At 44.7% G+C, this 15,987-nt stretch carries 2 protein-coding genes; both read left to right on the forward strand.

Annotated features, from left to right (window positions below; translation table 11 throughout):
• Positions 1-360: 360 nt before the first annotated feature.
• Positions 361-6,885 carry a hypothetical protein gene (locus ACO6V5_RS08840; protein ID WP_422492091.1) on the forward strand — a complete coding sequence of 2,175 codons (6,525 nt, stop codon included), beginning with the start codon at positions 361-363 and terminating at the stop codon, positions 6,883-6,885.
• A 350-nt stretch (positions 6,886-7,235) separates the two neighbouring features.
• A complete protein-coding gene (locus tag ACO6V5_RS08845; RefSeq protein WP_422492092.1) occupies positions 7,236-15,566 on the forward strand; it encodes a hypothetical protein in 8,331 nt (2,776 codons plus the stop codon).
• Positions 15,567-15,987: the final 421 nt, after the last annotated feature.

The following is a 15,987-nucleotide window of genomic DNA, read 5'->3' on the forward strand; positions in this document are numbered from 1 at the left end:
ATGTGTAAATTGAAGACTTGGGTTCAGTTTACGCTCATTATTTTCTATAAACGGCGATAGTTTTCTAACCAGTCAAATAAGGGATCTACAACCCAGCGTTCGGCAGAATTACATAAACCCCATTAAAAGCTATTCACGCAGATACAAAGCCACTCTTGCTACATCTTGGTCCCACTGCTATTTTTTCTCAGTCTCCGTAGAGATCAGAACAATTTATTCAATCAGTATCAATAAAAGCTGTTATTTAACAGGTCAACTCTGATTAACAAATTATCAAATGGGGTCTACGGCAGCTCTATGCCTGTTTGTCACAGAAGACTGTTAAAACTTCACTTAATTGCGCTGCTATTCGCGATTGAAATGAACGTACATTCAGGTCATGCCTCCAGCTACCAGAATGAACCTGGGTACAAGGCGCCAGAAATCCGCTTTTTAGGTCTCTACGCAGGATTTAAAGCCAATAACTTTCACCTCAAGCTGAGTAATCATTATCACGTAATACACGACGTTGGCACCCCCAAAAAGCTGTCCCTTTTTTTCAGGCATCAATGGTTGAGTCACCTGCCCGGCTTTCTGTTAGCAAAGCTGCTTCCTCCTTCAATCGTACCCTACCCTTCTTTCAGTCGCGGATTTCCCTCACTGTCCCGGGCTTTTGGTGATGCCCCCGATTGCAACCCTCATCCGGTGATGATCGATCACTCTTTGCTGAAAGGCCAACTGTCAATTCAAACCACTTGTATCGAAAATCATCCTGTCTGGCAAATTACGGCCTCACCCTCGACATCATCGTCAGAGACTCAGGCCGTCGAGGGTGATTCTCTGTCTGCCTGGCTGTCGCTTTGGAAACTACTAAACGACACCCATACCAGTACCCTTTTCCTGCGTCCCTGGCGAGAAAGTCAGCAGAATCGCCTGCAGGCCATTATCTGCCAGACCAATCCGCTTACAGAGCATAAAAAGTGTCAGAGCGTTCTTATTGATTTCCCGCTGAATCACGCAAAACCCTGGCTATTGCCCGAACTGGCTAGAAAAGACAGTATCAGCGCTGACGGGCAAACCGCTTTGGACAGTAGTTATATCAAGCGGGTCAATCAGGCTATTGATTGCCTCTCTTCCCACGATAAGTTGTTTGGAGAACCCAATAAAAGCAAGCCAGCTGACAAAGAAAAAATACACGCTTGCCAAAATAATCACTGGCTTTATCAGTGGTCAGATCAAAACTGGGTTTATCAACCTGGCATTCCCGAGACTGCAATAAACCCCGGTCCGGCACTCATGACCGGGAAGTACTTTAACCTCTGGGCACTGGAAAAGGTATCGCCCGGCAATGATACCTACCCGGCCTGGTCGAGATCTTCTTTGTTCATCGCCCGCAACGACAGACATCGGAAATACCATTTCTGGGGAGCAGGTGACCCGGTGCTGCTGATGCGGTTCGCTGATGCCCCTTATAATGTCGAGGATCATTACGCCGGTTGGGATGGACCAGAGATTGGCACCCTGGTAGAAAGTGAGCATCTCAACCTGGCTGCCCTGCTTATGAGCACGGTGACCAATACGCCCTTTAATCTCTATCAGTGGCGGGGAATTCTCTCAGGGTTCACATCACCCATCCCGAAAAGCCTCAGTGTCCTGGTAAGGGAGCAGATTCTGAGCGACCCTGGTTCACTTTACCAGTTTGTTAAACGGCGGCCTGAGTTACTGAACAATGTGTTGACCTATTTAAACCGTGAGTTTCCGGGCCACCCTGTCCACTCATACTTTTCCGGTCGTGTATCACCTTTTTTTAGCCATCAAACAAACGGAAACCCATTGGCTTTGGTGCCCGAAACAAGCAACGTGTTCGACGGCTTTAATCCTCCTGCCATCCCTCATCAGCCAGATATGTCACTCTCTTCTACAGGGTTTGTATCAGGCATAATGACTGCTTCTGGTGTCCAGGGGAATAATGGACTGCCTGAATTCCAATCCTGCCCGGCTTTTTCCTCTGAACAAAAAGCGCAACAAAGCAGCAACAGAAGTCAACGAAGTGCTAAATCAAATGGTGAGAACAATATTGACGACAATGAGCCACCACCGGGCGGCAGCCATCGGGTCACACTGGCAAACGCAGTATCTTCGGCATCCTTGCTTAACCATCTATTGTATTTTTACCGGCGCTTCGAGCTCAGGCCCGGAAGAGTGATTGGTGTGTCCGATTTTCTTCAGGAAGAACTTGATATTAAATCCAGTGGAAGATTTGAAACATTGGTCAGTGAATGCCAACCACCTGACTGCGACAGTGAAACATTATATGACCAGATACTCCAGGGTTTTGATCCGAAAAACCAACAACACATGGAATTGGCATCAAAAGCCTTGCAAAATTCTATAAAGGTCATCGTGCCTGGTGGTCAGAAATATCGCTACTACAGCCATGATATAAACCATGCTCATACGCCTCAACAGCCTCTGGAGGAGTTTGAAGGTATTCATACGTTCCTCTTTAGCGAGAATCACGCGGTAAGACTGTCCCGTCACGATGACAACGACCTGTGGTTCAATCACTTCCTGAACCGCCCCCACTTAAGCAAACAGGAGAACAAATGGCTGCGAGGCAGTGAGTTTGAAAATGCGTTATGGGAGCTGTTTCCACAATGGCAAAAAGATATTTTATTATGCCGGGAAAGTCTTCAGTGCAACACTATAAAATCTGCCAGCAAGCAGCTAAAACAGGCGTTTACTGCACCCGATAAATTCATGCAGGGAGAATACGGACACAACCTATTCAGTTTTTACAACAAATTACGCCTTGTTTGTTACACGTTCGACGATACAGGGAACCCCGACGGAACATTTTACATCAGCAAAAACCTGCTTGGAGCAGTGATTTTTTTCTGGGAAGATTCTGCCAGTAAATATATCGCCCTTATAGCTCCGGATCTCTCGACATCAACAATAAACTACAAAATGCAATTTTTGGATATTCATGTAAAAGCTTATTACGAGGGCGCCTTTTTAGTAAAAAAACAGGATGTCCGCTATGTAATTCCTGCACTATTGGTGCTCGCACCTGTTTTTAGAAAAATCTATACAGAAATCTGGAGTGTTATATCAGATATTGGTGGTGCTCTTGTTTATGGGGGTATAGCCAGGTGGCAACATCTTTCATTGTTGGTTAAGCCCACCGAACTTGGCAAGGTCCCTGTTATTAATGATATTGATTTGGCAGTTGAGGATATCAAAAGTCTGAAAACCATTTCAGCCGCTTTAGAGAAAAAGCTAAAAAGTACCCTGTCTGGCCCCATTGTTAGAAGCGGCAACATTCATGCTATGGCTCTAACCAACCCAAAAGAATTGCAGCGCAAACGGCTACTGCATAACGTAAAGATCACCTGCCTTCACGATAAAAACAATGAAAAGACACTGGGGGACGTCCGTTACAAGACAAAAAAATGGCGAATCTTATCGATCGATATTTCTGCTGGCCCTGAAGGGTATTTCGATTTCACGCGTGTAGAACCTTTTGCCAGGAATTCCAAACTGCTTATGCCAAGCCTGCCCGCTATGGTTGAACAACTGCTTCAGGACACACAACCTGATCAAACCTACCCGGGTATTGTTGCAAATCGACGGGTGCAAAATGCCCGAAATGCATTGAAAATATTGCTATCAAGTGACGCTGAGCAACAGGTACAGACAATTATTCAACAGTCAGTGTTCAGCGGTTCTTCAGAATTATCCAGGTTACCGGAATTTCTGCATCCTTATATTAAGCCGCAGTCTTACAATGAACAGGAAAGCACTATCAAGGTAGAGAATAAGGCAGAAAACGATGCCAGAGATCAACACTCTACAGTTGCTCATGACAGTGAGGTGGTGGCACCTGATCCTGCTGAAGGGTCAAAAAAGGGAAAGAATAAAACCGCCGCACAAAAGCCAATCCCGAATAAGATCAATTTCGAATCTGCATTGTCACAGTCCGTAGAAATATCAGACTGGCTTAAGGAGATGGATTATAACTTTCCGGACGAGCTTAATAAGGCAATAAAGATGCAACATTGCGATGCCACAGGAGAAGGCGAAACCCCTGAAGAAAGCCCTGCGCGAGATACAGAACTCAATACACTGCAAAATCAGCTGGAAGACGGAAAAACAAAAACCCTGCAAATACTGGCCTGCTCCGGAGCTTCTGCAGATAAATCCGGTGACCAACCGGTCATCACCATCAATCTCGCTAATACCCCGGGCAGTCAGCAGCGCAGAGACTTGGAACAGGCCGCTTATGAGAGCCACTTCCCCTATGCACAACTGGTTCAGGCGTTGTTCATTTTGAACCAGAAACTCCCATCTGGAAAACCAGAAGTACTTCAGATCTATGAAAAAACCTTCGAGCTGCTGTTACCGGCAGCCATTGCCGGTATACCGCTTTCGTACCAATTATTAATCGGGATGCAATTACACAACCAACATCCGGCAGGCTGGCCCCAGATGGAACCTGTCAACCGGCTGTTACGCAGCATGGCTACCAGAGCGACAAGCTTCAACCAGATAAAGGTTGAAGGCCTGTTGAAAGGTGGATTTCTGGAGCAGCTCTATCAGGATACTGACGTCACTACCCTGACCAGGATTGAGCAGGGGTTAGCCAGAGAGTCAGATCTCTCAGACAGAGGCAGTCAAGTAAAGGCCATTGTCAATGCCCTGAGAGAACCGGATAACCCCTCCACACTAACAGCACTAAAGACAATCCACTTCGGGGCTCGGGAACTGGAACAAACCATCGGGTCGCTGATACTGATACTGGAGAGAAAAAAAGAACCCGCAGTCGGTCAGATTCACAGTGAACTTTGGTCGTACAGCCTCAACGCCCTGCAAATTAAGGGCGCCTCGAAAAAAAAACCTCAGTTCATGGATATATCTTATTTCCCAAACGTACTGGCCATGACTGATCTGAAAGCATTCATGGATACTGAGCAAACCGGACAACTGCTCAAATATCATCAACCCAGATTCATAGCCTTTTGGAAAATGGGTTTTTGGGAAAGCTATCTCAAAGCGTCGTTAAGCAAAGACAGCAAGGCTGAAAAGGAAATATTTGACGAGCATCATGACCAAATAAATAATAAGGCGATTAAAAAGTCCAGACCCGATTTAATAGAAGACTGGATTCTTGCCCGATCTTTGCTGCTTTCAAGAGACTTTATTCAAATCAAAGAAGTTCCGCCTCACCCTACTCCATCGACTTCGGCGCAACTAACGTCTGAAACAGATAAAAACCCTGAAAAAGCAAAAAAAACCGCAAACGCAGCCGGTCAAGCAACAGCACTGAAGCCAGGTATCCGACCCTCGGCAGGACCATTCAATCGGGAAGAACATCTCCAGAATTTGTTTCAACTGGATGACAAGATTATTCAGGAAGTCAAATTTATTCAGGAAAACCCGGCATTTTTTTTGCCGCAGGTGGAAAAGCAGATTTCTGTATTCAGAAGGGCTTTACTAAAAAATAAAAATCAGACAAACGAGCTGGGAATGGGTTATTACTATTTTCTAAAGGCACTGACACTGATGGGGGCAAAAATACCAGAGGATTACGAAACGATTGAGTTGCCCTTTAGCCCGGAAATTAAACTCAACGCCAAAAAGTTAAAAGAGACTATTGTGTTGACCGGTCACAAAAGTGCACTGGCCAGTGCTTATGATCATTTCATGAAAGCACGTCAACTCGGCTTCCCTTATGGTGGTTATCTGGAATCATTAGTGGCTATGCGGCTAGACGACTATCAGTATTATCAGGACGAGACATCAGAAGCCTGGCAAACAGACTTGGCCAATAAGCCTGTTATTCAATACTCATCGACCATAAAACCCGGGGAAAAGATCTTTATTGAAGCAGGTAAGATAGTTACGGACATTTTGCCCGGGCTATTAGCAAGCTCTCTACATGGTGTACGTTTTGCCACTGAAGCAGCCATCAGAGTCTTTACTAATGAACGGTTTAATCTTCTGCATATTCCTCAGGCTGGTTGGCCAGCACTGATGGCAAAGTTTTTTTTGATTAACCCCTTTGAACATAACATCCAATTTGTGTTCAGCAATGATGGCCCTGAAGTTGAAGAAGCGTTATTTTCCAGGATAGTTGACCCAGGCAGTATTGAAGGAATGCTTTTGAGGCCACTGGAGAAAAAAAGGGAATTTACAATTAAAGAAAGACCAAAACAATATTGTATTTGGCTGGACAGTGAAATCGAAAATAGTGACAGGCCAGAAAATATTAAAAAGTATTTAAGTCTTGTCAAAGCTTTTATATTGGACACATCAAAGGTGCAGACTACATCATCTGGGAAAACAGCTTCTGATATTGATAAATTGTTGGAGGATATTGCCAGCTACAAGCTAAGCCGGACAAAATTGTTTGAAGTGTTGAAGGAAACATCACATTCTGAAAACAATTTAGATGAATTCTTTTATAACTTGTCCTGGCACCAACCCCACCCGAATTGTATGGATTTAAGTTATGCTCTTTTGGAAAAACATCGCACAAATTCTGCCCTGGTTCACTATTATTTGTCGGCTTACGATACCATCACTGATAGCCGTTACAACGCACAGGTTCTGTTCTGGAACGCGATAATGAAACAGGCGATTGAAGAAAATGAACCAATGAGAGAGGCTTTTTTCGCACTTCTGGCAACCGCCGATCTGACGGTTATGTACGATGATAACCGGGAGGCCATGAGCATCACATTTAAACCATACAAAAAAGACCTTAATTCCTGGTTGTCTTTTTATCACTGTATGTCAGCCCAAATCGCCACTATTCTGGAAGAGGCGCAAAATACAGATTTCAATTCCACTTATTTTGAAGTCTCAAAAAAATATAAAATCATTAAGCACCGGATCCGTTGATTCTGTCGCATAGTGATTGAGTTTACTGCGTTGACCCGATGCTGTCAGTCTGGCCTCTGTAGACAAAGCCGCTCACTGCAGCAACATAAAAAAGTTATCACAAGATTCGCAGCCAGCAGCCAATCCGAACACGGAACCATTCTTGCTACATCCTGAACCCACTGCTATTTTTTCTCAGACTCCATAGAGGTTAGAACAATTCATTTAATCAGTATAAAAAAACTGTTGTTTAACAGGTCAACTCTGATTAACAAATGAAGTTATCGAATGGGATCTACGGTAATTCTATGCTTGTTTGTCACAGAAGACTGTTAAAACTTCTCTTAATTGCTCTGCTGTTCATAATTGAAATGAACGTACAATCAGGTCATGCCTCCGGCCACCAGAATGGACCCGGGTACAGCGCACCAGAAATCAGATTTTGGGATCTCTACGCCGGATTTAAGGCCAATAACTTTCACCTCAAGCTGGGTAATCATTATCACGTATTACACGACGTTGGCACCCCCAAAAAGCTGTCCCTTTTTTTCAGGCATCAATGGTTGAGTCAGCTGCCCGGGTTTCTGTTAGCAAAACTGCTTCCGCCTTCAACCGTACCCTACCCTTCTTTCAGTCGCGGCTTCCCCTCACTGTCCCGGGCTTTTGGTGATGCCCCCGATTGCAACCCTCATCCCGTGATGATCGATCACTCTTTGCTGAAAGGCCGACTGTCAGTACAAACCGCTTGTATCGAAAATCATCCTGTCTGGCAGATTACGGCCTCACCCTCAACATCATCGTCAGAGACTCAGGCCGTCGAGGGTGATTCTCTGTCTGCCTGGCTGTCGCTTTGGAAACTGCTAAACGACACACATACCAGTACCCTTTTCCTGCGTCCCTGGCGAGAAAGTCAGCAGAATCGCCTGCAGGCCATTATCTGCCAGACCAATCCGCTTACAGAGCATAAAAAGTGTCAGAGCGTTCTTATTGATTTCCCGCTGAATCACGCAAAACCCTGGCTATTGCCCGAACTGGCTGGAAAAGACAATATCAGCGCTGACGGGCAAACCGCTTTGGACAGTAGTTATATTAAGCCGGTCAATCAGGCTATTGATTGCCTCGCTTCCCACGATAAGTTGTTTGGAGAACCCAATAAAAGCAAGCCAGCTGACAAAGAAAAAATGCATGCTTGCCAAAATAATCACTGGCTTTATCAGTGGTCAGATCAAAACTGGGTTTATCAACCTGGCATTCCCGAGACTGCAATAAACCCCGGCCCGGCACTCATGACCGGGAAGTACTTTAACCTCTGGGCACTGGAAAAGGTATCGCCCGGCAATGATACCTACCCGGCCTGGTCGAGATCTTCTTTGTTCATCGCCCGCAACGACAGACATCGGAAATACCATTTCTGGGGAGCAGGTGACCCGGTGCTGCTGATGCGGTTCGCTGATGCCCCTTATAATGTCGAGGATCATTACGCCGGTTGGGATGGACCAGAGGTTGGCACCCTGGTAGAAAGTGAGCATCTCAACCTGGCTGCCCTGCTTATGAGCACGGTGACCAATACGCCCTTTAATCTCTATCAGTGGCGGGGAATTCTCTCAGGGTTCACATCACCCATCCCGAAAAGCCTCAGTGCCCTGGTAAGGGAGCAGATTCTGAGCGACCCTGGTTCACTTTACCAGTTTGTTAAACGGCGGCCTGAGTTACTGAACAATGTGTTGACCTATTTAAACCGTGAGTTTCCGGGCCACCCTGTCCACTCATACTTTTCCGGTCGTGTATCACCTTTTTTTAGCCATCAAACAAACGGAAACCCATTGGCTTTGGTGCCCGAAACAAGCAACGTGTTCGACGGCTTTAATCCTCCTGCCATCCCTCATCAGCCAGATATGTCACTCTCTTCTACAGGGTTTGTATCAGGCATAATGACTGCTTCTGGTGTCCAGGGAAATAATGGACCGCCTGAATCTCAGTCCTGCCCGAGTAATCCCTCTGCACAAAAAGCCGAACAAAGTGGCAACAAAAGTAGACGAACTGCGAGCCCTGACGGCAGGAATAATATTGACGATAATGAGCCGCCACCACCGGACGGCAGCCACCCGGTCACACTGGCAGACGCAGTAACATCAGAATCCTTGCTTAACCATCTATTGTATTTCTACGGGTGCGCTGGACTCCGGCCTGAAAAAATAGGCGATATATCGGATTTTCTTCCAGAACAGCTTGGTATCACATCCAATAAAAAATTTGAAACCCTGTTCCATCAATGCCAAATACCCGATTGCGATAGTGAAACATTATATAATCAGATGTTCTGGCGTTTTGACCCGAATAATCAACGACACATGATTCTGGCATCAAAAGCACTGGAAAACTCTATACGGATTTTTGTTTCTGATGGTCAGGGATATCACTCCCACAACTACCATGATCGTACGCCTCAACAACTGGACAAGTTTGAAGATGTCGTTACGTTTCTGTTTCACGAAAATCACGCTGTAAAACTGTCTCATCTCAGTGACAACAACCTGTGGTTCACCCACTTCCTGATCAGCTCCTGCTTGAATAAGCAGGAAAACGAATGGCTGCAAGACAGTGATTTTGAGAATGCATTATGGGAACTGTTTCCACAATGGCAAAAAGACATTTTGTTATGCCGGGAAAGTCTTCAGTGCAACGCCATAAAATCTACCAGCGAACAGCCAAAAGAGACGTCCATAAAATCTGCCAGCCAAGTGCTAAAACAGGCATTTACTGCACCCGATAAATTCCTGCGGGGAAAACAGGGACAGAACCTGTTCAGGTTTTATAATAAATTAGGTTTGGTTTGTTACCCGTTCGACGCTACAGAGAAACCCGATGGAACGTTTTACATTAGTAGAAACGTGCTTGGCGCGGTGATTTTCTTCTGGGAAGAATCTGCCAGTAAATATATCGCTTTTTTAGCACCTGATCTCTCCACATCAGCAATAAACAACGAAATGCAATCTTTGGATATTCATGTAAAAGCTTATTACGAGAGCGCATTTTTAGTAAAAAAACAGGATATCCGCTACGTAATTCCTGCACTATTGGTGCTCGCACCTGTTTTTAGAAAAACCTATACAGAAGTCGATAGAGTTATATCCGATATTGGAGATGTTCTTGTTTATGGTGGTTTGGCACGATGGCAACATCTTTCGTCATTGGTTGGCCCTACCGAACTTGGCAAGTTACCTGTTACCAATAATATTAATTTGGCAGTCGATAATATCAAAAGTCTGGAAACCATTTCGGCCTCTTTAGAGAAACAGCTAAGCAGCGCACTGGCTGGCACCGTCGTAACACGCAGCTACATTCATACTATGATTTTAGCTAACCCCAAAGAATTGCAGCACAGTCGGCTACTGCATAACGTAAAGATCAGCTGCACTCCCTGTAAAAACAATGAAAAGGCAATGGGGTTCGTCACTTGCAAGGCAAAAAAATGGCGAATCTTCTCGATCGATATTTCTGCTGGTCCTGAAGGCTATTTCGATTTCACCCGTGTAGAACCTTTTACCAGAGGTTCCAAACTGCTTATGCCAAGCCTGCCCGCTATGGTTAAAAAACTGCTTCAGGACACGCAACCTGATCAAACCTACCCGTGTATTAATGCAAATCGACGGATGCATAATGCTCAAAATGCATTAAAAATCTTGCTCGCGAGTGACACTGAGCAACAGGTTCAGGCGATTATTCAACAGTCACTGCTCAGCCGATCTTCAGAATCATCCGGGTTACCGGAATTTCTGCTTCCTTATATCAAGCCCGAACCTGACAAGGCACTGGAAAGCAATAGTGATATTGACGAACATGCAACAGTTTCTACTGCTAATTATGCCGAAGGTGCAGAGGCGATAACAAAAGATTCTTCTTTCAATTCCCATAAGAAGGAACAGAAACAACAAGAAATAAGCGACATTGCCACTGTGCCGGAAAAAAACGATATCACAGTAGAAGCAAGCCCTGATGATCAACGCTCTACAGTTGCTCATATTAGCGAGGCAGTGGCACCTGATACTGCTGAGCACTCAAATAAAGGAAAGAATAAAACCGCAGCCCAAAAGTCAATCTCGAATACGATCAATTTCGAAACAGCCTTATCTCAGTCCGTAGAAATATCAAACTGGCTTAAGGAGATGGATCATCGCTTTGCGGACGAGCTGAACAGGACAACAAAGACACAAGATTGCAAAGCCCCTGCAGAAAACCCTGCACCCGATACAGAATTCGATACACTGCAAAAACAACTGCAGGACGGAAAAACAAAAACCCTGAAAATACTGGCCTGTTCCGGAGCATCTGCTGATACATCCACAGACCAACCGGTCATCACCATCGATCTGGCCCATACCCCGGGCAGTCAGCAGCGCAAAGGCCTAGAGCAGGCCGCTTATGAGAACCACTTCCCCTATGCGCAACTGGTTCAGGCGTTGTTCATTCTGAACCAGAAATGCCCTGCTGAAAAATCAGAAATACTGCAGATCTATGAGAAGGCTTTCGAGCTACTGTTACCGTCAGCCATTGCCGGTATACCGCTTGCCTACCAATTATTAATCGGAATGCAATTGCGCAACCAACATCCGGCAGGCTGGCCCCAGCTGGAACCTGTCAACCGGCTGTTACGCAGCATGGCTTCCAGAGCGACAAGCTTAACCCGGATAAAGGTTGAAGGCCTGTTGAGCGGTGGATTTCTAGAGCAGCTCTATCAGGATACAGACGCCATCACCCTGACCAGGATTGAGCAGGGGTTAGCCAAAGAGTCAGACCTCTCAGACAGAGGCAGAGAGGTGAAGCACATTGTCAGTGCCCTGAGAGAACCGAATACTGCGTCCATATTAACAGCCCTGAAAACAGTTCGACCCAGGGCTCGGGAGCTGCAACAAACCATCGGCTCACTGATACTGATACTGGAGAGAAAAAAAGAACCCGCAGTCGGTCAGATTCACAGTGAACTTTGGTCGTACAGTCTCAACGCCCTGCAAATTAAGGGCGCCTCGAAAAAAAAACCTCAGCACATGGATATATCTTATTTCCCACAGGTACTGGCCATGACTGACCTGAAAGCCTTCATGGATACTGAGCAAACCGGACAACTGCTCAAATATCATCAACCCAGATTCATAGCCTTTTGGAAAATGGGTTTTTGGGAAAGCTATCTCAAGGCTTCGTTAAGCAAAGACAGCAAGACTGAAAGGGAAATATTTGACGAGCATCATAACCAAATAAATAACAAGGCGATTAAAAAGTCCAGACTCGATTTAATAGAAGACTGGATTCTTGCCCGCTCTTTGCTGCTTTCAAGAGACTTTATTCAAATCAAAGAGGCTCCTGCCTGCCCCACTCCGGCGCAACTAACGTCTAAAACAGGTACACATTCTGAAAAAGCAAAAAGAACCGTAAATGCGGCCAGGCAGTCAAAAAAAATGAAGCCTGTTATCCGACCATCAACAGGACAACACAATGAACAAGTACATACCGGGTATTTACTTCAACTGGATAACAATATTATTCAGGAAGTCAGATTTATGCAGAAAAGCCCGAAATTATTTTTGCAACAGGTAGAAGAGCACATCACAGCATTCAGAGTAGCTCAGGTACAAAATGGCAATGATTCAACAAACACGCTGGGAATAGGTTATTACCACTTTTTGAAGGCACTGGCCTTGATAGGGGCCAAAATGTCAGATGACAACAAAACTATTGAGTTGTCCTTTGGACCGGGAGTCAAACTTAACGCGAAAAAGATAAAAGAGTCTATTTTAATCTCTAAAGAGTATTACTTCCCCTATGCTCCAATGCTCTCTCTGTTTTTTGAACATGGTATGGAAGAAAAGCTTAAAACACCAAAGCAGGCCCTCTACTCTGCATTCTCCGGGGTGTCACAGTCCATTGAGATTTTATTAGAATTGCAAACATATGCACCGGTTCTGTCCGGACTGTTACTCAAGTGGCTGATACTGATTCCAAAGACTTTCGAACTGAAACTGGCCTTTGATGCAGAGACTTACCTGAAAAACCCGCAAGTCAATATTCCGGGCAGGGTAACACCTTCCATTGGTTTACTCAGAGAGTTTCTGGAGCAGCTTCCGGTAAAAGGCTCTGATGGCGCAGTTGATGTTGTTTTGAATCGAATGGGTCAGCAATTTACCAATACCCGGCATCTGCAAAACGTACAGCATGAACAAGCGGAAGCGACTGAGTCCGTGTCAGCAGAAGCGGCTACGACAAGTGCAGCAGATGCCATAGCTGAATTAGCCATAGAGGTAGCGATAGCAGAAGCAAACTCGCACTTGTGCTCGAGCTCGTGCTCGTGTTCGAACTCGAACTCAACAGAAAACGCTATAGTGTTAGCGGAAGCAATAGCGGAATCGAAAGCAAACGTCAAAGCGAAAGCGATAGCCTTGGCGGAAGCGACAGAGAAAGTGACAGCAGAAACGAACTCGAACGCGACAGCGTTAGATAAAACGACAGCGGTAGTGGCAGCGTTAGATAAAGCGGCAGAGACAGGTAAAGCGGCAGCGATCACGGTTCTGGAAAGGTTAAAGGAAGCGAAAGCGAAAGCAATTAAGGAAACGATAGACGAAACGGTAAACGAGGCGGTCAAGGTAGCAGTAAAGGAAACGGCAGAGAGTAGAGCAGCAACATTAAGATTGGTACTGTACTTCGCTACTGGTCGAACGGAATTGATTGATTTTGTTTACCTGGATTTATCCACATTGACCATTGTTTTTTCTATAATTGGCTCTGAATCACACTCGGGACTCTTCGAGTACCTGAAAAAGGCTCATAGGCAGCTCTCTAAAGAGACTAATTTTGATGATCAGATGATGGCAGATATTATAGAACTTGCTTTTCATCTGGTTAGTGTATCATCAGAAACAAAGCCGACCCTTTCTTGTCTTAAAGCCCAACCCTTCAATGCCCAGGCCCTTTTAACCGCAATGCATTTCGGTCATAACTTACAACTTCTGACAAAATTAATCGGTTTTTCTCGCGAACTGGTTACCCAAGATACCAAATTGTATATTTACAACATTCTTTTGCTGGTTCACCAGTATATTCTCGAGCTTATCGGTGGAAATGCAGAAAAGGCAAAAAAACTTCAGGTTGACTCAGATGGTTGGCAAACACTACATACATGTTTTAGGAACTATGTATGGCATAAGCCAGTCAAGGCTGTTGCACATAATATGCAATCAAAAGTCATAGACCATGTTGTCTTTAACAGCGACAGCGTAAAAAATTTCACAGATGGAGACGAAAATACTTTTCTTGTTGCTATTGAGCAAGCCAGAAAAATTGGCTATCAAAAATTAAAACAGCAGTTAAACCAATATGAGGGAAAAGTGGATTCTCAATCTACAGCGATGTCAGGCTGGCTTCATTGCCTGGCTGGATTGACGCTTCTGAAGGCACAAACAAGTTCTGATGACCAGCGGGTAATATTGACCGGTCGCAAAAGAGTACTGACCATTGCTCATGAGCATTTCGCAAAAGCACGTCATCTCGGCTTCCCCTATGGAGGTTATCTGAAATCACTGGTGGACATGCGGCTAGACAACTACCAGTATTACCAGAACGAGACATCAGAAGCCTGGCAAAGAGATCTGACCAATAAGCCTGTTATTCAATACGCATCGATCAAAAAACCAGGGGATAAGATCTTTATAGACGCGGGTAAAATTGTCACGGACATCCTGCCCGGGCTATTATCAAGCTCTCTATATGGTGTACGTTTTGCCGTTGAAGCAGCCATCAGAATCTTTACTAATGAACGGTTTAATCTTCTGCATATGCCTCAAGCTGGTTGGCCGACACTGATCGCAAAGCACTTTTTAATTCTCCCCGTAAACCATAGCTTACAGTTTGTCTTCAACAATGATGTCACTGAAGTTGAAGAAGCGTTATTTCCAAGGATAAGTGATCCTGACAGTATTGAAAGAATACTTCTGGAACCAATGGAGAGAACCAGGCAATTTGCCACTGAAAAAAGACCAGAACAATATGGTATTTGGCTGGACAGTGAAATCGAAAATGGCGACAGGCCAGAAAGTATTAAAAAGTATTTAAGCCTTGTCAAAGCTTTTTTATTAGATAAATCAGATCTGCTGGAAACACCGGCAACAGTTTCTGATAGTGATCAATTATCAGAGAGTACTGCAAGCTATAAGCTACGCCGACTTGACTATACAGCATTGTTGGAAGAACTACAGGAAACACCACAACCTGAAACCGGTTTGGATGAATTCGTTTATAACCTGCCCAGACTGGAGTCTCACCCAAATTACGAGGCTATCAGTAATGCTCTTTTGAAAAAACATCGCACAAAGTCAGCCCTGATTCACTATTATTTATGGGCTTACGAGATCCTCAATGATAGTCGTAACAACGAACGGTATTCGTTCTGGAATAGGATAATGACACAGAAGATTGAAGAAAATGAACCAATAAAAAAGGCTTTTTTCGCACTTCTTGCAACCGCTGATCTAACGGCTATGTACGATGATAACCGGGAGGCTATGTGCACCGCATTTAAAAAATACAAAAAAGATCTTAATTCCTGGTTGTCTTTATTTCACTGTATATCGGCTGAAATCGCCTCTTTTCTGGGAGACGACCTAAAGAAAGATCACCATTATCTCGAGTATTTTAGAGCCTTGACAGAATATTAAGTCATTAAGTAACAGCCCCCTTATTCTCATCTATCTGAATACCAACTTTTTCCATCCCTCTGCGTTCCAACTCAGTTTAATTGGCTGAAGCTATTCGCCTGTTGTTGTCACCAAAGCTATAAACGCCTTAAAGGATGAAAACCTTCTGAAAAATATTAGTGTTAGGCACCCTACGGTTGCCACTCATTTCAACTTCGACAGCCCAAAAGAATTCATCAATGAACATGAAACAAACTGACGTACGATTCTCAACGTATATCAATTTAGCAAATAGATTTTTGTCGTATAATTATTGAGTCTGCTGCTTTAACCCGAAGTTGCCAGCCTCACCTCCGGAAACAGAGCCGCTACCTTCAGCAGCAACATAAAAACGTTATCACAAGATTCGAAACCAGCAGCCAAACCGAACGCGGGACCATTC

Source organism: Endozoicomonas sp. ALD068 (genome assembly GCF_049310145.1).
Taxonomy (GTDB): domain Bacteria; phylum Pseudomonadota; class Gammaproteobacteria; order Pseudomonadales; family Endozoicomonadaceae; genus Endozoicomonas_A.